This window comes from Desulfosporosinus sp. (assembly GCF_014237355.1).
Lineage (GTDB): Bacteria > Bacillota > Desulfitobacteriia > Desulfitobacteriales > Desulfitobacteriaceae > Desulfosporosinus.
Window position 1 is genome coordinate 1 of the sequence record NZ_JABZFS010000022.1, and the last position, 19,019, is coordinate 19,019.

Here is a 19,019-nt window from a genome sequence, read left to right on the forward strand (position 1 = left end):
AAGTGCCTCTTCCGAAAAGCTCCCCTTTGGTCCTAAATAGCCCATTTTTTTCATATTCTGTATCCTCCCTAACTAAAAAAGATCTGTCCCATCCATTTAAGGGACGAGTCAGAATCTCAAGGTCTGCCTCAAGTTTTTGCCACGCAATTGATACGAGTGTGTAAACACTTGATGAATATTGAATATATTTCTACTATCATAATACAGATAGAGATTATCGGCAAGTTTATTGTCGAAAGTGCTTGATCAACACTCTTGCATAGGGCGCAAGGATCGAGTAAAATATAGTTTAGAAGGTTGGGGAACCTTCTAAAGGGGATAGTGGACAAGGTGAAGCAGGCAGTGGAACGTACGCTGCCTGCTTCGCTATGTTTACAATAGTTTGCTTCCTATGATTTGGTTAGTTTCATACTCTTATAATATCGTAGGAAATAGTAATTTTACAGTTGGATGTATATAATAAGATAGGTAAAACTTTAGGGGGGTAAATTAGTGGAACAACAACGACTAAAGTCCAGAGCAGAGATTTCAGATGCTCATAAATGGCATTTAGAAGACATTTTTTCAAATAATAATCAATGGGAAGAGGAGTTTGTTCTAGTCGAAAAACTCCTAGCCGATGGAATGAAATTTCAGGGTCATTTAGCTGATGACGCGGATACATTAATAGCGTGTTTTGAGTGGATGGATGATCTAAGTCTTCGTATTGCAGAAGTATATGCTTACGCTCGTATGCGTCGGGATGAGGACAATAGGAATGCCAACTATCAAGCCCTAACTGATCGAGCGGGAGCTCTAGCCGTTAAGGTGAGTAGTGCGGCATCTTTCGTGGTTCCAGAATTACTAGCAATGCCAGAGGGGAAACTAGAGGAATTCCGCGCAAATTCAGCCAAAATGGAACTCTATAACCATGCCCTGGATGATATCCTACGCAAGAAAGAACATATTCTCAGTTCTGCAGAGGAACGATTATTAGCTGAAGCTGGAGAATTGGCAGAGGCTCCAGGGGCGATCTTTTCCATGGCTAATAATGCAGATCTTAAATTTCCAAATATCATTGACGAATCCGGTCAGTCTATTGAATTAACAAAAGGTAATTTTATACAATTTATGGAGAGTCACAAGCAGGAGGTGCGAAAATCAGCTTTCAAAACCCTTTATAGCACCTATGATAAGCAAAGGAATACCTGGGCGGCAACTCTAAATTCGAGTGTAAAGTCTGATGTTTTTTTTGCTAAGATTAGGAATTACCCTTCGGCGCTTGAGGCTTCCTTAGATGATGATCGAGTTCCTTTAACGGTGTATACTTCCCTCATTGATACCGTACACGAGTTTTTGCCCCATATGCATCGGTATGTTCAATTGCGCAAAAAGATCTTAAAGCTTGATGAATTACATATGTATGATATTTATGTGCCAATTGTCCCGGAAACTACCATGAAGATCAGCTATGAAGAAGCAAAGAATATGGTTCTTGAAGGGCTAAAACCACTTGGAAATGATTATATTAGTATCTTAAACGAAGGATTTTCAAAACGTTGGATTGATGTTTATGAAAATGAAGGCAAAACTAGTGGAGCCTACTCTTGGGGTACATACCGAGCGCATCCCTATGTCTTACTAAATCATCAAGACACGTTGGATTCTATGTTTACCCTTGCACATGAGATGGGACACTCCTTACACACCTATTTATCGAATCGCCAACAGCCCCATCTTTATGCAGGATACAAGATTTTTGTCGCTGAAGTTGCCTCAACATTAAATGAATCCTTAATAATGGAACATCTTTTAAAAGAAACAAAAGACGTTAAAATTCTAGCCTATTTGATTAACCATTATCTTGAGCAGTTCCGAGGAACTATTTTTAGGCAGACTATGTTCGCCGAATTTGAGAAAAAGATTCATGGCGTTGTTGAGGAAGGTGGAGCATTAACTGCCGACAACCTATCGGAAATGTACCGTGAATTAAATGCACTATACTACGGACAAGAGGTTGTCCTTGATCCAGAAATCGCCTTAGAATGGGCGCGTATACCCCATTTTTATAACGCGTTTTACGTTTACAAATATGCCACAGGTTTCTCTGCGGCAATTGCCTTTGCTCGAGCGATTCTTGAAGAAGGTGAACCAGCAGTGGCTCGCTATATAGAATTCTTAAGTAGTGGAAGTTCGGACTATCCCATTGAATTACTGCGTAAGGCGGGCGTAGATATGGAGACACCTGTCCCTGTTCGGGATGCTTTGCAAGTTTTTGCAGGTCTAATAGATAAGTTAGAGGATCTTCTGAATTAAGTGAGATATTTTGGTCCTATTGAATTGTGTCTCATTGTGTGGGGGTCAGACCCCAAGGGGGGATTGAGGGGGGGATTGTATGGAAACTATAGCTTCACAAGATAGGTTTCAACAAATAATTCAGGTGGCTCAGGGGTTTTATGCTCGAAAAGATCGTGCTCATGATTTAGACCATGCTTTGAGAGTTAGAGAATGGGGTAAAAAACTAGCGAAAGCTGAAGGAGCAGATTCAACTGTCATTGAATTGGCAGCAATTCTGCATGATATCGGTCGTTCAGGCGCCGTAGAAAAAACACATGCTGAAAGTAGTGCGGGTTTAGCAGTGAATATTTTGCAAAAAAACGGGTATTCTGAGGATGTAGTGACGCAAGTGAAAGAAGCGATTATTTCTCATTCTCGCGAGGCGGGGCATGAACCAAAGACTCTTGAAGCAAAAATCCTGTACGATGCTGATAAATTGGATTTTGTAGGAGCCATAGGGATAGGGCGATTGTTTACATTGGCTGGAGTTGAAGGATGGACTTTAAGCGGTGAAAACTCCTGTGAAGAGTTTTATCAGAAAAAGATTAGAACCTATAGAGACCATTTATTTACGCAAACGGCTAAAGGATATTTTGACCCATTATTTCTTTACATGGAAGGATTTTGGCAAGAGCTTCATGCTGAAGGACTTAGATTATCTGATTCTGGACAAGCTAATTTTAGTGAGTGAATTAAAGCTTGAAAGGATGAATCAAACTAATGGGTTGGCTCTGGCGGTTATTAACTCTTGTTATTTTTCTTGGATTTGTTCATACCCTGATTAGTCCACAACCAAAAGCATTTATAGCTTGGTCAGATGGACAGAATTTGGTAAAGATAATTCAGGGAGAATTGAAACAATGGCAAAGATTATCACAAGACCTTCCTGCAAGTATTGAAGTTGAAGTACGTAGGCTATGGATGGACTTTCAACCAAATGCTAATGGAAAAGAAGTCTAATGGTTAAAAGTGTGGTATTTATGAGATTGTCTTTTAAAAAAACTATAAGTATGGTATATTAAGATGAATTGGATTAAAAAGGAGTGAAGATAATGGTTAATATTACGGAAATAGCAGCCCAAAAAGTTAAAGAAGTGCTTAAAAATCAAAATAAAGAAGATGCATTTCTTCGCCTTTATCTTGTAGGCGTTGGCTGAGGTGGGCCGAATTTCGGCATGACTCTGGAAGAGTCAAAAACAGATGAAGATATTCTTGATGTAGAGCACGGTGTGTCTATACTAACGGATAAAAAACTTACTACTTACTTAGAAGGGGCTGTCGTTGATTATATCGAATCCAGCCAGGGTGGTGGATTTGAAATTCGTACGGCAAAGTCTGGCGGAGGTTGCGGCGATAGTTGCGGCGGAAGCTGTTCATAATGAATCTCTAAAAGAGAGCTCACATTGAGCTCTCTTTTTCGTCAATATGACCATATGGACCGAGAATGCATTTTGTATTAAGTTTTATTATGCTTGAGTATACTTCATAAATATGTTAGTCTAATCCCCATAATGATACACACGTATACAAAGAGAGGATGATCTATGGCTATGCCACAAAATGAAGCATCAAATCGTGCAATTATTACCGTATTAGGTCGTGACCAGATTGGAATTATCGCATGGGTCTCAGGGCGACTCGCAGAATATAGCGTGAACATCTTGGACATCAGTCAAACTATCTTGAACGAATTTTTTACCATGATCATGGTAGTTGACCTAGAACCTTCTTCTATAGAACTTGTTGATTTGTCAGTCTCCCTGGAACAAGAGGGAAATGAGAAGGGGCTACAGGTAAAGGTTCAACACGAGGACATATTTACCTTTATGCATCGTATCTAAGTTGAAATCCAGAAGTAATTTCTAAAGATACTCAAGAAGTATTTAAGAAAGGAATAGTGGAGGGCATCATGACTATTACGTTCGCACAAGAAGAAATACAACAAACGATTAATATGATACATAAGGAAAACCTTGATATTCGAACCATTACCATGGGGATCAGTCTGCTTGATTGCAGCTCAGAAGATATTGCTAAAATGGAAAAGAATATCTACGACAAAATCACCAAAAATGCAGGGCGTTTAGTGACCGTAGGTGAGCAAATTTCAGCTCGTTATGGGATTCCTATTATTAATAAACGAGTTTCAGTTACTCCTATAGCGATTGCCGCTGCACAAATGAACTCAGAAGAAATGGTGCGGATCGCTAAGGTGTTAAATAAGGCTGCTCGTGAGATTGGCATTAATTTTATCGGTGGTTTTTCTTCCCTGGTTCAAAAAGGATTTACGGCAGGAGATAGGGCACTTATTGACTCTATCCCACAAGCTCTAAGTGAAACGGAATTTGTTTGTTCGTCCGTGAATATTGGATCTACTAAAGCAGGAATCAACATGGATGCAGTTCTTAAAATGGGTAAAGTGATTCTAGAATCGGCACAACTTACTGCAGACAGTGATGGTATAGCGGCTGCAAAACTAGTGGTCTTCTGTAATGCACCAGAGGATAATCCTTTCATGGCAGGGGCTTTTCACGGCGTAGGAGAACCGGATTGTGTTATCAATGTCGGTGTAAGTGGGCCAGGAGTTGTAGCAAAGGTTGTCAAAGAATATCCAGAAGCAGATTTTAGCGAGCTTTCTAATCTGATTAAACAAACCTCTTTCAAAATAACCCGTATGGGTGAGTTAATAGGGCGTGCTGCCTCGAAGTCCTTAAGTGTTCCTTTCGGAATTGTAGACCTTTCCTTGGCACCAACACCTGCTATAGGAGACAGTGTTGCCGAAATACTTGAGAATATGGGACTTGAACGATGCGGTACACATGGTACTACAGCAGCCTTGGCTTTACTCAATGATGCCGTTAAAAAGGGAGGAGCGATGGCTTCGTCTCATGTTGGAGGGTTGAGTGGAGCTTTTATTCCTGTTTCAGAGGATGCAGGAATGGTAAGGGCTGTCGAAGAAGGAGCATTGACCCTGGATAAGTTGGAAGCCATGACTTGTGTTTGTTCTGTTGGTCTAGATATGATTGCCTTGCCAGGTGACGTAAGTTCAGAAACGATTTCGGCTATCATTGCGGATGAAGCAGCAATAGGGATGATTAATAAGAAAACAACTGCCGTTCGAGTGATCCCTGCAATCGGTAAGAAGGCTGGAGATCGGGTAGAATTCGGAGGGCTTTTAGGAGGAGCACCAGTCATTGCCATCCATCCCTATTCTTCAAACATGTTTGTTCGCCGTGGAGGGCGAATACCAGCGCCGATTATCAGTCTCACAAACTAATCAATTTTATTGTGATTTAGGGAAAAGACCTCTTTTTAAGGAGGTCTTTTTTATTATTTAACCGGCCACCTCTATATGAATGCCAATTTAATACTTATAACTTTATGAGATAAATGGAGCCTAATGCTGTGGCTTTGGACATCAAGAAGAGGATAGAAATGGTCTCTGAGGAATATAATGGATGAATGTATCGTCCAAATAAGGATACACTGTTATAGGGGTTTTGAGTGGACAACCCCATAGCAATATAAAAGAGGGTGCAGGTTCTTACCCCTAGAAGGATTTTAGGTGTGATAATCCTCGTAAAAATGGGGATTTTCTTATATAAAGGGATTAATTACCTTAACTAAAATGCAGGACATTTTCTGTTTGTCTCGAATATTATTATTTATAGTAAGAGCTGAATCCAAAGCCTATCCTTTGGAGCGGGGGATTATTTTGGGGTGAATCACGTTGCCTTTCACGTGTAGGGCTAACACCTACTGCCCGAATCCGTCAACTAACCTCGTAAGCTAAGAAAGGTGGACAAATCCTTGGTAGTTTTCTCATCTACACGAAAGTGGTTGGGAAGCGTTTCTTTAGCAGGCCTGCTTTTAGCTAGTAGCTTACCGGCATTAGCTTCAAATGAGATTAATTCAACAAAAAGTGAGACCGCGTTGAAGCCTTTGCTGACAGCTTCTACTATTTCGGCCAAGGAAACTTATACTCAAACGGTGCGCAAGCAAATGCAATGGATCCCTAACCCTGTAGAAACGAAGATAAGTGTGGAAAATACAGCCACACCTGAAGAATCAGTTCCAAATCCAGTCGCTGTTGCAAAAATAGTAGCTGAACCTACAATAAAGGTCCAAACCCAGAAAAAAGAACAACCTACTAAGAGCATTACAAAACCAATTCAAGTCGCAACTGCAGTTGCACCCAAGCCAAAGGCAAAAGCCACTCCCACACCAAAGCCACAAATATCTCGTTCAAGCAGCTCTACCCTTGTAGATAATGCTCAAAGCCTTCAAGGTGTAGCTTACGTCTATGGAGGAACCAGCAAGAGAGGCTTTGATTGTTCGGGATATACTCAATATGTCTTTAAGGGCTCAGGTATTTCCTTGCCGAGGACATCTCAAGAGCAATTTAATGTGGGGTCAAGTGTTAAGAAGGACCAACTACAAACAGGTGATTTAGTATTCTTTACGACCTATGCTAAGGGAGCGTCACACGTTGGCATTTATGTCGGCGGTGGTAAATTTATTCATGCATCCAATAGCGGCGTTCGTACTACAAGCCTTAGTGATAGCTATTATGCAAATCGTTATCTTGGCGCTCGTCGCGTTAACTAGGACGGGTATTTATTATGGCTGAACCTATTTGAAGAAAAAAGTACAGCATGGACTTTTTAGAGTTCTTGCTGTACTTTTTGTTACTATCAGACCCCTATGTCGCTTTGCGGCAGCAACTCAAGGGCAGTGTCATCCTGAAGGAGGCACGACTGAAGGATCTAGATTCTTCGCTATCGCTCAGGATGACATTAACCTAAACTTATTTTCAGGGCAGCGGTAACCAGGGGATTGGTTTGAATTTTATACATTCGCCGCCTGGTTTAGTTATGGAGTATGACGAATTATGAATATAATAATCCGTTAATGAGCAATTGCGAGTTCGTTTGAAGTAACACTTACGACATAATTCCACTCGGTAGTTTAGGATCAACGGAGTCCCCCCTTATGGTCTTCCTTTAAAGAATTTGTACAAAAGTATTCATGGATGGTCGTAGCAGCGTTTTGAGGCAGTCCGGCTGCTTGAAGCTCCTCAATACTTGCTTGCTGAATGTCCTCAAGGGATGAAAAGTGACGTAATAGGCTCTGTTTGCGTTTTGGTCCGATACCTGAGATGTTATCAAGGGCAGAGAGGGTCATATTTTTTGCCCGCTGTTGTCTATGAAAGGTAATGGCAAAACGATGGACTTCGTCCTGAATTCTATTGAGCAGAAAGAATGTAGGATGGTTTCTAGTTAAAGGGACCTGAGTCCCAGACTGATCGATAAGCCCATGAGTTTGATGACGGTCATTTTTAACCATTCCAGCAACTGGAATTACTAGGTTTAATTCCTTTAAAGCCATTAAAGCTGCTTTGATTTGCCCCTTACCACCGTCAACTAAAATTAGATTTGGAAGAAGTTCTTTCTCCGAAACTAGCCTTGCATATCTGCGCCGAACAACTTGTTTCATGGCAGCAGTATCATCAAATGTCTCCATCGGTTGTATTTTAAACTTACGATATCCTCTGCGCTGAGGTTTACCTTCGACGAATTGTACCATACCGGCAACGGTATGAGTCCCTGCAATGTTTGAAATATCAAAAGCTTCTATGCGGCTGGGACATGGGATCCCTAAGAGTTCCCCAAGTGTTGCTAAAGCTTGATGGTTATCATTTTGTTGGTTTACCTCAAGGGTAATTTGGTCGTGAAGGGTGGTCTGGGCATTAGTCATTGCCATCTGGATCAATTCTCGCTTCTTGCCTTTCAGTGGTACGTTAATTGGAAATAGCTTGGATAAGACTAGAGACTCGATAGACGGAAGCAAAATCTCCTTGGGCCATACTGCACGTTCGATATAGAATTGAGCAACAAAAGAAATGAAAGCCTCCTCTGGGTCTTCATAATAAGGGAAGATAAAGCTATCTCGGGCCAGTAATTTACCTTGACGTAAATAAAAAATTTGAATGCACATCTGATCAGTAGTTATTGCGTACCCCAGCACATCACGGTCAATGAAATCATTGAGTGTGATGTTTTGCTTTTCTCCAAGCTGTTTCAAATCTTCGATTAGGTCACGAAACTCTTTGGCTCGTTCGTATTGAAGCGCTTCAGCGGCTATGAGCATTTTTTCCTGTAAAAGAGTAAGAATTCCATTTTGATCACCCTTTAGAAAGGACGATACTTCTTTGCGCATTCCATCATACACCTGGGGAGAAACCTCTTCAACACAAGGAGCAAGGCATTGTTCTAGGTGATAATAAAGACAGGGTTGAGAGGGAATTTGGCGACATTTGCGAAAAGGAAACAATCGATTGAGCAAACGAGCAGCCTCTTTAGCGGCAGTCGAATTGGGGTAAGGTCCATAAAACTTACCGCTGCCTTTTTTTATTTGCCGGGTAACCAGCACTCGAGGATGGCTTTCCTCTGTAATCGTTAGGTAAGGATAGGTTTTATCATCCCGTAATAGAATGTTGTATTTCGGGTTGTACTTTTTAATTAGGTTGCATTCTAAGACAAGGGCCTCAACTTCTGAATCAGTCATAATATATTCAAAATCAGTGATCTGACTAACTAATTTGGCGGTTTTTCCGTCGTGTGAACCAGTGAAATATGACTTTACTCGATTTTTTAATAGTTTGGCTTTACCGACATAAATGATTTGTCCCTGACTATCTTTCATTAGATAGACCCCCGGTTTATCCGGTAACAAGGTCAATTTTTGTCGAAGCAGATCCATACTCCCCACCTCACTTCTTATTGTAGAGGTTGGAATTGTCAGATGCAAGTTATACATATCTTTATTACAGTGTACGTATACATGTATTGGGACATTGGTTGTCATAGTAACTTAATAATGAATATTGGAGGGGAAAGGAATGTCAAATACCTGGGGACGACCACCACGCAATGAAATATGGCAGGATTTGCAGGCCCTCGCCCTTTGGATTTTAATTATTGGGGTTGTTGGTTATGTTCTTTTCCCAAACTTTTTTAAAGATATTTACTCGCATCTTGCGGAGCCTGTGACCCAAACTAGTACGCTAAATGATCAATATACTTTAAATAATTCCCTAAATCCATACACTGATTTTACGGATAATCAAAATTTCTTGGGCCAAGATTTTTCCAGTGTATCCAATGCCTTATATAGTAATAGTAATAATGAAGTCTCCTCAGGGTTTTGGGTGATTTTTGTTGCTGACGGTGAATTTAAGCAAATGTCCGTGAGCAGTGATGCCTATGCGTACCTGCAGCGCTTGATAGAAAGTGATCAAAATGCATCAGGTAAAACCACGATTATCCTGTCCGCCAATGGGCAAATACGTAAGTATGTTGTCAGTGATGAGATTTATGCCATTATTACAAATATGGCTCTAATTTTAAATCGCAATAATACCAAACCTTAACGGAAGAGAAGTTTTGCGCCTGCTGCAAAAAAGCCGATACCAAGAAGTTGCCACGGGCTCCAAGGAAGCCTTGTCACACCAAAGAATCCAAAATGATCAATTAATACAGCCGTACTGACTTGCCCGATGATGATTGCAGTTGTGGCATTACAAACTCCTACTTTCGGGATGCTTACTGCAACAAGGCCGACGATGATGACACTTAATACACCCCCAAGATAAAGATACCAAGGCACTGCACTCCAATCCTGTTTTATTAGGGGTACTCGCCTAGTTAATACAGTGACTAAAGCGACAAGTGTACCGATAATATGGACAACGAGTGTCGCAGAAAGTAAAGAAGTTTTTTGGCTTAAGGATGAGTTTATGGTTCCCTGAACCGCCATAGCAACCCCCGATACAGCAGCAATTAAAAATGGTAATGATAATAATTTAGACATGTTAATCCTCCTATAGCAGTTATTTCCATGATGGTGAATTAAGCCATTTCCGTTAAGATGTATCAGTATTCATTACAAAGGATGAGGGGAAAATGTAAGTATCGCAAAAATAAAACAAAAGAGGTGGCGTCATGGACATCGATTATAATTTGGTACAGCGCGCCCAGATGCTGCTCACCTTAGACCATCCTTTAACACAGGTGAGGGAGATTTTACTCCGGGAAGGTTATCCTCAAGAACAAGTCGGGGAATTAATGGATGCCACCGAAGAGGTATTGAACTACCTGGTTCCTCCACAATATGATGAAAACAAAATAGGAATTGATATCTTGCACCCTGGGGAAGAGAAAACTGAAGGGCGAAAACCTACTGTTGATATATTAATCGACAAACGCACTGGACGAGTAGAGTTAATAACTCCTCACCAAACCGAAACTTGGCGTGTAGCAAATGAAGTGCGCAAAGCAATTAAGCGACAGCGTAAAGCCATGAAGCATTATCACTAAAACTAATTACGGACTGAAGGTAAAGTTAACTTGCCTCAGTCCTTTATTTATACACCTTCGACTTCTTTTCTATATCTTTTCTCGAATTTCAGGAATTATGTTATAATGAAAATAAGTAACAATTTCAGGAAAGAAGGGTCCATAAGTGGAATTTGATCCAGTAATCAGAGGTTTAGAAAGGGTATATTCAAAACTAATTTCGAAACAACGGCTAAACCGAGAGGATGGTTTAGAACTTTTACAAACAACGAATATACTAGGCCTAGGTTATCTAGCGAACGAGCAAAAACGTGCTATAACGGGTAATCAGGTCTTTTATAATAATAATGCCCATATTAACTATACAAATGTCTGTAAGGTACGCTGTGGACTTTGTGCGTTTGCTAAAGATCCTGGAGAAAAAGGATCCTACACTATGACAATTGAAGAAGTTGTCAATAAGGCTGGACAATTTGCGGATCAAGGAGTTACAGAGATACATATCGTAGGTGGGATACATCCCGATCTCCCCTTCACCTATTACTTAGATATGATCAGGAAAACTAAGGAACGGGCTCCTCAGGTTAGCTTGAAAGCCTTCACAGCGGCAGAATATGATTATTTTGCCCAGATCGAGAATTTACCAGTCCTTGATATTCTTAAAACTCTAAAGGAAGCGGGGCTAAGCTTTATAACCGGTGGAGGAGCAGAGAACTTCAGCCCAAGAGTCAGAGAGATTATTTGTCCAGGAAAACTAAGTGGAGAACGTTGGTTAGAGATTCATCGTACTGCTCACCAGCTAGGTATTCCTACTAATGCAAATGTGCTTTATGGAATTATTGAAACAGATGAGGAATTGATTGATCATCTCTTAGCTTTGCGGGCTTTGCAAGATGAGACAAAAGGCTTTATGGCTTTAATTCCGACAGCGTTTCATCCTAAAAATACTAAATTTGAAAATCTAACTCCGGCGAGTGCCTTTCGAACGTTAAAAGTAATAGCAGTTGCTCGACTAATATTAGATAATTTTAAATATATCAAGGCCTATTGGGTTTCATCGAGCCCTCAAGTTGCCCAAATGGCGCTTTCCTTTGGTGCCAATGATCTTGACGGAGTAGTACGTGAAGAGAAAATTTACCACACAGCGGGTGCCACAAGTCCCCAAATGCAAACCGAGCAGCAGTTAATTGGCATGATTCATGAATTAGGTCTACAAGCAGTTGAAAGAGATACCTATTATCATGTCATAAAGACCGTGTTTCCTAGTAAGTAACCTTTACTACCTAGAAAATGAGGTGAATAAGGATGCACATAGCAATATTATCCGATACTCACTTACGCGAAGGCAAATCTCTCCCCAGCTTTGTCTGGGAACATTTAACTAAAGTAGACATGATTCTACATGCCGGTGATTTGACCCACATGGGTTTAGTGGAGGAGCTGGCTTGCCTCGCTCCAATTCATGCGGTGAGAGGAAATTGTGATGGTTGGGATGTTCCCTTGCCAGATCGAAAAATCATAGAATGCGAGAGACTGAAAGTGGGGTTAATTCACGGCAATGCCGGTAAGGGAAAGAATACCCCAGAGCGAGCTTATTTTGCTTTTTTGGATTCTAAAGTTGATATAATAGTATTTGGACATAGCCATTCCCCGTATATGGAATGGAGGAACGGTATTCTCCTGTTTAACCCTGGCTCTCCAACGGATAAACGACGTGAGCAATACTTTTCTTTCGGACTTATAGATATTCAAGAAGGGCAGGTTCAGGCAAAACATCTATATTTCAGCACTAAACCGAAAGTATAATGTTTCGTGATAGTCATTCAGCGCAACTACGTCGTCCGCTGTGCCTATGGCATAGCGCTACAGCCTAGTTTTCTAATGTCCGGAGGAAATTATGAAACATCGCAGGAATAAGTTGAAACGTGAACACGGTATAATTCAGAATGCATTAAAGTGGTTAGAGAGTTTAAGCGGTTTAGCGGAAGTGACAGACATCATTCCTGGAGTTATTGATGTTAACCGGTCATCAGAAAGAGGCATTGTTTATAAATATAAAACCCAAACGGGATGCAAGCTATTGTTAAAAAGTAGTGGTTCCATCCAAGAAGCCTTTGTTGTGACTAAATACCCAGAACTTGTACGGGAATGGGTAAACAAAGAATTTCCACCCGATCTACCTACGACAACGGCAAATATTGCTAAAACTAACTCTAATAATGACATTAGGAAGAAGGTATCGAAAGGATCTTCAAAACCTGAGGTTAAACTAGAGTTTAAGCCTTCCTCCCAAAGGACCCAATTGAAAAAGAAAGAACGATCTCAGGGTAATGTTAATACGTCTTATGATCAAAAGGACCATAAGGTAGTACATGTCTCGGATCAGTTAGACCATTCTACATTAAAGGCCATGAAACAGCTCAAGAAAACTCTTGAGAATGAAAATACATCAAATTTGAGAGTAAAAGGTAATCGACATAGGAAATGATAGTACATAGAGCAGGCGCATGTGAGGTGTGTTATAGATGGATGTTAATAGTATATCGGCGCCTAGTTCGCTTAAAGCACCCCTGCTAAATAAGTTTAAAATTGGGGAGCGACTGTTGGTGGAAGTCGTACATAAACATAATGAGGGAGAAGGAACGGTTCGAGTAAAAGGACAAACTATGTCAGCGCTATTAGAAACTTCGACTCAGGTAGGAGAGAAGTTTTGGGTCAAGGTGGGGCATTTAAATGAGAGCGGCGTACTGTTGATACGTGAACCATTACTTGGAAAAACCGAGAATTCTTCTGCACCACAACCAGCCCGTCAGTTAACTGAAAGGGGACTACCCAATAGTCAGGAAATAATAATTATGGTAAAATCATTTCCGACTTCAAACTTGGGAGTCTTCAGTTCGTTCTTGGGGAGTTTGCAAGGGGCAACTTTAACTGATGAATTAATAATGAACTTGCGAAAAGCAATACCTCAGTGGGATAGTTTGTCAGATGATCATGGATTCGAGGAGCTCTTAGCAAGTTTGAAAAAACTTGGCCTTAATTATGAGCAACGAATACTACAGATGCTTAAAATGGATCATCCTGACAAGGAGATGGAAAAAAGTAGTCTAAAAGAAACCTTTAAAGGCAGGTTGCTTGCTGCAATCCATAGTCAAGAGGGAGACCTTGATTCGGATAGTCCCTTAGCTCAATTACTACAGAAAATAACAGGTCAGCAACTGTGGTTTAAGACAGGAGCTATGGATACTGCTTATATGCTGCTTCATTTGCCCCTCTTAAATAAAGAACAGTTTATTCCAGTGCAGATTGCTATTGAGAGCGCTCGTAAGGGACTAAAAATGGATGAACAACACTGTCGTATAGCCATCTTGATAGAAACTCAGGAGCTAGGTGAAATTGGTATTGATTCATTTTTTAATGAAGATTCCTTTACCTGTCGTGTTCTTAGTCAAGATTTACAATTTATTCCTCAACTTTTAGAAGAAGTTCTTCCCGAAACTAGAGTAAAGTTTGCTAAGTTGGGCTTTAATATAGAGAGAGTCGAAGTGGGAGAACTTAAGAATAATCTTGAATTTCAAAATTTCTTAAAAGGATCTCGTCGAAGTGGAGTTGACGTTTCTAGATGAAAAAGAGAGATGTCGAGAACAAGGTGCAACTAAAAAAAGAAGATAAGGCGGCTGCCCTAATATATGATCAAACTGGAGCACCAAGAATTGTAGCCAAAGGTGCAGGAGAAATCGCTCGAAAAATTATTGAAACCGCTCATTCTGAAGGAATTCCAATTCAGAAAAATGAAACACTTGTTGAAGCACTAATGCAAGTTGAGCTCACAAAGGAAATACCACCTCAACTGTATCGTGCAGTGGCAGAGTTGTTGGCGTTTATTTACAATCTGGACAAAGCCAAATCTCGCTCAAGATTGTCATCAACTATACATAAATAATTGAATGCTTCGCAAACTAGCCCTAGTAGGAAAATATGGATGCAGGAGGCTACTCTATGATGACACCATTTGAAGTGCTGAATAGGATCCTTAAGGGCGAGCATATGGCCATTCAACAATATCAAGCGTATATTGATACACTGACTGACAGTCCATTACGAAACCATCTAACCGCAATCCTCACAGACCATAAGGAACATGCAACCCGCATAGCATACTATATTCAAACGAATGGGGGGCAGGCCGAGGAAGGCGCAGGATTTACAGGTATTATGGCAGATTGGAAAACCCGTCTAATGAATCTAAGGGAGACACCACCCATTGAAATGATTGAACGCTTATATGACGGTGAGGATAAGGGTTTAGCTAGAGCTGTTCAATACTCAGAACAGTATCTAGATAGTGCCCAAAAAGAGGTTTTGGATCCTATATTCGCAGATGAACATGATCATCTAAAACAGTTACAGAATTTGCGGGAAGGTTTATACGACAATATCTAGAACTTGGCTGACGAAGCGATGGGAAAATCTTGTAGACAAACTAAAAAAAGAAGCGGGGCTTTGCCGCTTCTTTTCATTCATGTATCTTAGGTTCTCCTTAAGCCTTTTCTCGTTTTCGAGATAAATGCTTCCTTGCCAACATATTGGCTACTTTGCCATTGTCTCCCAGAATAATACCTTGTAATCTCCATTCGCGAAAGGTCTGCCAGAATTGTTGTTCTGAGATTCTACGGGTATAGCCTTCAGATTCTTCATCGTAAGGCCAAAATACATCGACCCATAAGGTTCCTTTATTACTTAAAACAAGTAAAAAATGAACTAGTTCAGGATTTGTAGATTCAGAATCCCGCATTAATATGTTTGAACGGCCGTTTGGAAAATCGGTTCGTATGTAATTGAGTTTCATCAATAATCCCCCTCTGTAAATACCAGAGATTTCTGACGTATTTGGATTTTTGGAGTTATTAAGTTTAGTATAGCATGAAATGAACGATAAAACGATGGGGTTTTTTGACACAACATAACGAAAGGTTATACCTTAAATTATGCTATGGACTAATTAAAAGTTCAGGATATAAGTATTTGATAGTCGAGTTCAGGATAAACTGTTAAAGGTTATTTATGAAACTGGATAGATGGAGGGCATATACTATGTTGACAGTTATTCATACGTTCAATGGTCCAGATGCAGATCGAATTTTAGGAGATGTTCGAACAGGGATACAATCTGTAGAGGATATTGATGGATTTAAGTTCGCTTCAGTTAATAAACAAAGCAATACAAAGGACATAATGCTTTTCTCGAAGTGGGAAACTCGTTCAGCATACGAACGATGGGCAGATACTGTTGGAGAAAATAACGCCTTTAAGCAAGCAACCCCGCAAATGTTCGAGGTTCTTGAAGAAAAGTATTGATGTAAAAAAAGAGGGTCCTGTGGTTCAATGACCATAGGACCTTTTGATTTGAAATTCCCCTACAGGCTTACTTAACTAGTTCCCTATATCCTAATTCAAGGCATCTCATTTCCGAATTGAGCGAACCCGGTGAGGAGACTGAAAAACTAACATCGTTAACTTGGCGAACTGGCATTATACCCATGAGGGAGTTTGTCAAGAAAATTTCATCAGAGGATAAGAGGTCAGATAGTGTAAATAAACCTTCATGAGTTGATATTTGCAGAGACTCAGCTATTTCAAGAATAAGTTGACGACGCGTCCCCGGTAAACACCCGCTTGAAAGTGAAGGTGTGTAGAGGTCTCCGTTCTTAAGAAAAAAAAGATTACTCATCGTACCTTCTGCAAGATATCCCTGGGTATTAAGCCATAACCCCTCCTCGCATCCTAGTCTATTAGCTTCTTCCTTTGCTAAGAGATTTTCGAGATAATTGGTTGATTTTATAGAGCACAAGGGAGATTGCTCGTTACGTGGGGAAGATAAAAGGTGAAGTCGTATACCTAAGGAATACTGGGCAGGCGTATAAGGAATAGGGCGTCGGTGAAATAGGATCTGGGAAGGAAGATTAGTAAGAGGTGCTCCTCCGCTGAGGGTGACACGAAGGGCATAAGGGACAGGTCCAGACGTTTGCTGAATAAATTTCTGGATCCCGTGCAACCATTCATGTTGATCCGGCAGACAAAGATTGAGCTTCTGAGCCCCCTTGTTCATGCGTTGCCAATGAAGATCAGGAAACAGTGGACCCTGGTCATTGATTAGCAGAGTTTCAAAAAGCCCAAATCCAAATAAAGTTAGACGGTCATCGCATAATAAGGTTTCACTGGGAATCATTTAATCGTCCTTTCAAGACTCTAAAGAGGGCCTTAGCTTTATCTAGAGTCTCATTGTACTCATCCACTGGTTTAGAGTCTGCAACAATCCCGCCACCAGCGTGAATAAAGGCTTTTCCGTCTTTCAACAAGATCGTGCGGATGACAATGTTTAAGTCCCAAGCTCCATCAAAGCCCATGTAACCGATGCTTCCGGTATAGAGTCCGCGTGAATGAGGCTCTAACTCTTCGATGATCTCCATAGCTCTAATTTTAGGAGCGCCGGTAATTGATCCGCCGGGAAAAACAGCCTTCAAGATATCACTCGGTTCTAGACTAGGCAAAAGTTGGCCTGTAACTGTCGAAACAAGATGCCAAACCGTTGGATATTTTTCAAGTCTAATTAAATCAGGAACTTTAACCGTTCCAAACTCGCAAATACGACCAAGGTCGTTTCGTTCCAGATCAATAATCATCGTCAGTTCGGCTCGATCCTTCGGACTGTTTTGAAGTTCAACTGCCTGTTGCTGGTCAGCTGAGGGAGACTCTCCACGGGGCCGCGTTCCTTTGATGGGAAGGGTCTCTATTTTTCCATCTGATTGTATGCGGATAAATCTCTCCGGAGAGCTGCAAAGAACTTGGAAATCTGAATAAGGGAGAAAGGCTGCAAAAGGGGCCGGATTTTGTCTATGAAGTTGAGAATAAAGATTCCAGGCATCTCCTTCCCAATCCAGAGAAAAGCGTTGGGTGAGATTAGCTTGATAGATATCCCCAGCATAGATGTAGTCAATAACACGTTGTAAATCTGCTAAATACTCTTCTTTGGTGACGCTTGGTTCAATGGTCGAGTGAGGAGGCGTTGACATAGTATCAACTATTGCTTCAATGTCAGGATGCTCTTCAACATAGGAATAGAGGGTCTTTTCTATACGTTCTATTCGCTCATGAGCTAATTCTGGATGGCAGGTTCCGTCTTCCTCAATCCCGCAGGCTGTGATCCAATAGTTCCCCTGAGCATGATCGTAAATAACAATTCCATCATACCAAGCAAAGCGCCATAGGGGTAAGTTCAAGTCATTCGAAGCAATTTTAGGCAGGGTCTCAAGTTCATTCTTTAGGTCATAGCTTAAAAAACCTACGGCTCCACCGGAGAAGGGGAAAGGAGCTTGCGGAACATGATACTTATGATATGCTTTATTAAGAAAGTTCAGACATTCAGACCGTTTAAGAGGGGTTAAGTCGTGCTGTGAACGATTTGGCCAAATAACTTCGAGTTGTCCAGGGTAGGCCGTAGCTTCTAAAAAAGGGGATGATCCCAGATAAGAATATGCGCCAAGTTCCTTATAGCCTTTCCCACTATCTAAGAAAAAGGGAGAAGGGTCTTCTTTAAAAGCCCTAAATAAGAGATAAGGAGGAATTGAGATAGAGAGGGGCTTGACGAACCAGGGAGATGGAACGTTTTCAACTTGCCAGCTCTTAGCATTTTGGAGGGCGTTTTTTAGTAATTCATGACCGGATTGAGTTAAGATGGCTTCCGGGTGAAATTGAATTCCCTCAATAGGTAATTCAATATGGCGAATACCCATAATTTCGCCGTCCTTTGTTTCAGCTGTTATGCTCAAATCTTCGGGAAGGGTATCACGTTCTATGATGAGAGAGTGATAACGGGTAACTTCTAAAGGATCAACAAGGTTCCTAAAGACCCCCTGCTGATCATGACTAATGAGTTCAGTTTTCCCGTGGATCGGTTGTTTGGCACGGATTACTTTTCCACCAAAAAATTGGCCTATAGCTTGATGTCCAAGACATACTCCCAGAATTGGTATTCGCCCTTTAAAGCGTTCAATAACAGCTAGGGATAGAGGTGCTTCATCAGGAGTACATGGACCGGGTGAAATAACAATTAGGTCTGGGTGTAGTTCTTCAATATCCTGAAGGGTACAGGAGTCCCGGCGTTTGACAATAACCTCCTCCCCAAGTTCGCCAAAGTATTGGTAGAGGTTATAAGTAAAAGAGTCATGATTATCCAGCAAAAATATCATATTTGTTTCCCCTTTAACTATCTCATAGTTTCTGTTACAAAATAAAAGACCAATCATCCTGAGCGCAGCGAAGGATCTAGATCCTTCGCTGCGCTCA

The 19,019-nt window shown here is 40.9% G+C and carries 22 protein-coding genes and 1 riboswitch; of the genes, 17 read left to right on the forward strand and 5 right to left on the reverse strand.

Annotated features, from left to right (window positions below):
- The first annotated feature begins 492 nt into the window (after positions 1-492).
- The 8 genes from pepF to HGJ98_RS05280 all read left to right on the forward strand — a co-directional run bounded on the left by pepF (position 493) and on the right by HGJ98_RS05280 (position 7,144).
- The gene (pepF, locus tag HGJ98_RS05245; RefSeq protein ID WP_291350008.1) at positions 493-2,295 is read left to right on the forward strand and encodes an oligoendopeptidase F; all 1,803 of its coding nucleotides are present in this window, start codon (positions 493-495) and stop codon (positions 2,293-2,295) included.
- Positions 2,296-2,374: 79 nt separating this feature from the next.
- Positions 2,375-3,007 (forward strand): HD domain-containing protein, encoded by a 633-nt coding sequence (locus HGJ98_RS05250; protein WP_291350009.1) that lies wholly within the window; start codon positions 2,375-2,377, stop codon positions 3,005-3,007.
- A 29-nt stretch (positions 3,008-3,036) separates the two neighbouring features.
- Positions 3,037-3,276: a hypothetical protein gene (locus HGJ98_RS05255; RefSeq protein WP_291350010.1), complete on the forward strand. Its 240-nt coding sequence runs from the start codon at positions 3,037-3,039 to the stop codon at positions 3,274-3,276.
- A 92-nt stretch (positions 3,277-3,368) separates the two neighbouring features.
- Entirely contained in the window at positions 3,369-3,695 is a 327-nt protein-coding gene (locus HGJ98_RS05260; protein WP_291350011.1) for an iron-sulfur cluster assembly accessory protein, read from the forward strand.
- A 165-nt stretch (positions 3,696-3,860) separates the two neighbouring features.
- Positions 3,861-4,157 carry an ACT domain-containing protein gene (locus HGJ98_RS05265; protein ID WP_291350012.1) on the forward strand — a complete coding sequence of 99 codons (297 nt, stop codon included), beginning with the start codon at positions 3,861-3,863 and terminating at the stop codon, positions 4,155-4,157.
- A gap of 68 nt (positions 4,158-4,225) precedes the next feature.
- Positions 4,226-5,593 carry a PFL family protein gene (locus HGJ98_RS05270; protein ID WP_291350013.1) on the forward strand — a complete coding sequence of 456 codons (1,368 nt, stop codon included), beginning with the start codon at positions 4,226-4,228 and terminating at the stop codon, positions 5,591-5,593.
- Positions 5,594-5,981: 388 nt separating this feature from the next.
- A riboswitch (cyclic di-AMP (ydaO/yuaA leader) is annotated at positions 5,982-6,122 on the forward strand.
- Positions 6,123-6,126: 4 nt separating this feature from the next.
- Positions 6,127-6,924, forward strand: coding sequence for a C40 family peptidase (locus HGJ98_RS05275; RefSeq protein WP_291350014.1), 798 nt, complete (start codon positions 6,127-6,129; stop codon positions 6,922-6,924).
- A gap of 28 nt (positions 6,925-6,952) precedes the next feature.
- Positions 6,953-7,144, forward strand: a complete 192-nt coding sequence (locus tag HGJ98_RS05280) for a hypothetical protein (protein ID WP_291350015.1) — start codon at positions 6,953-6,955, stop codon at positions 7,142-7,144.
- Positions 7,145-7,290: 146 nt separating this feature from the next.
- Here HGJ98_RS05280 and uvrC read toward each other — a convergent pair whose 3' ends face one another.
- Positions 7,291-9,078, reverse strand: a complete 1,788-nt coding sequence (gene uvrC / locus HGJ98_RS05285; RefSeq protein WP_291350016.1) for an excinuclease ABC subunit UvrC — start codon at positions 9,076-9,078, stop codon at positions 7,291-7,293.
- 139 nt (positions 9,079-9,217) lie between these two features.
- Between uvrC and HGJ98_RS05290 the strand changes: the two genes are divergently transcribed.
- Positions 9,218-9,748: a hypothetical protein gene (locus HGJ98_RS05290; RefSeq protein ID WP_291350017.1), complete on the forward strand. Its 531-nt coding sequence runs from the start codon at positions 9,218-9,220 to the stop codon at positions 9,746-9,748.
- On the opposite strand, the gene HGJ98_RS05295 is transcribed toward HGJ98_RS05290, so the two are convergent.
- Positions 9,745-10,188 (reverse strand): DMT family transporter, encoded by a 444-nt coding sequence (locus HGJ98_RS05295; protein WP_291350018.1) that lies wholly within the window; start codon positions 10,186-10,188, stop codon positions 9,745-9,747. The genes HGJ98_RS05290 and HGJ98_RS05295 overlap by 4 nt on opposite strands.
- Positions 10,189-10,319: 131 nt before the next feature.
- On the opposite strand from HGJ98_RS05295, the gene HGJ98_RS05300 reads away from it, so the two are divergent.
- From HGJ98_RS05300 to HGJ98_RS05330, 7 genes are all read left to right on the forward strand, one after another.
- A complete protein-coding gene (locus HGJ98_RS05300; RefSeq protein ID WP_291350019.1) occupies positions 10,320-10,694 on the forward strand; it encodes a hypothetical protein in 375 nt (124 codons plus the stop codon).
- A 145-nt stretch (positions 10,695-10,839) separates the two neighbouring features.
- On the forward strand, positions 10,840-11,946 hold the full coding sequence (gene mqnE / locus HGJ98_RS05305) for an aminofutalosine synthase MqnE (protein ID WP_291350020.1): 1,107 nt from the start codon (positions 10,840-10,842) through the stop codon (positions 11,944-11,946).
- 32 nt (positions 11,947-11,978) lie between these two features.
- Entirely contained in the window at positions 11,979-12,479 is a 501-nt protein-coding gene (locus HGJ98_RS05310; protein ID WP_291350021.1) for a metallophosphoesterase family protein, read from the forward strand.
- A 91-nt stretch (positions 12,480-12,570) separates the two neighbouring features.
- Entirely contained in the window at positions 12,571-13,161 is a 591-nt protein-coding gene (locus HGJ98_RS05315) for a DUF2103 domain-containing protein (protein WP_291350022.1), read from the forward strand.
- A gap of 37 nt (positions 13,162-13,198) precedes the next feature.
- Positions 13,199-14,299: a hypothetical protein gene (locus HGJ98_RS05320; protein WP_291350023.1), complete on the forward strand. Its 1,101-nt coding sequence runs from the start codon at positions 13,199-13,201 to the stop codon at positions 14,297-14,299.
- Complete coding sequence (locus tag HGJ98_RS05325) at positions 14,296-14,616, forward strand: EscU/YscU/HrcU family type III secretion system export apparatus switch protein (protein WP_291350024.1); 321 nt, start codon at positions 14,296-14,298, stop codon at positions 14,614-14,616. Before HGJ98_RS05320 ends, HGJ98_RS05325 begins: the two co-directional genes overlap by 4 nt.
- Before the next feature lie 56 nt (positions 14,617-14,672).
- Positions 14,673-15,116: a DUF2383 domain-containing protein gene (locus tag HGJ98_RS05330; protein ID WP_291350025.1), complete on the forward strand. Its 444-nt coding sequence runs from the start codon at positions 14,673-14,675 to the stop codon at positions 15,114-15,116.
- Positions 15,117-15,213: 97 nt separating this feature from the next.
- On the opposite strand, the gene HGJ98_RS05335 is transcribed toward HGJ98_RS05330, so the two are convergent.
- On the reverse strand, positions 15,214-15,522 hold the full coding sequence (locus tag HGJ98_RS05335) for a hypothetical protein (RefSeq protein ID WP_291350026.1): 309 nt from the start codon (positions 15,520-15,522) through the stop codon (positions 15,214-15,216).
- 245 nt (positions 15,523-15,767) lie between these two features.
- On the opposite strand from HGJ98_RS05335, the gene HGJ98_RS05340 reads away from it, so the two are divergent.
- A complete protein-coding gene (locus HGJ98_RS05340) occupies positions 15,768-16,031 on the forward strand; it encodes an antibiotic biosynthesis monooxygenase (protein WP_291350027.1) in 264 nt (87 codons plus the stop codon).
- Between the two features lie 67 nt (positions 16,032-16,098).
- Here HGJ98_RS05340 and HGJ98_RS05345 read toward each other — a convergent pair whose 3' ends face one another.
- Together HGJ98_RS05345 and pabB are read right to left on the reverse strand one after the other, a co-directional pair.
- Positions 16,099-16,902: an aminotransferase class IV gene (locus HGJ98_RS05345; RefSeq protein WP_291350028.1), complete on the reverse strand. Its 804-nt coding sequence runs from the start codon at positions 16,900-16,902 to the stop codon at positions 16,099-16,101.
- Complete coding sequence (gene pabB / locus HGJ98_RS05350) at positions 16,889-18,922, reverse strand: aminodeoxychorismate synthase component I (protein ID WP_291350029.1); 2,034 nt, start codon at positions 18,920-18,922, stop codon at positions 16,889-16,891. Before pabB ends, HGJ98_RS05345 begins: the two co-directional genes overlap by 14 nt.
- Between the last annotated feature and the right edge of the window lie 97 nt (positions 18,923-19,019).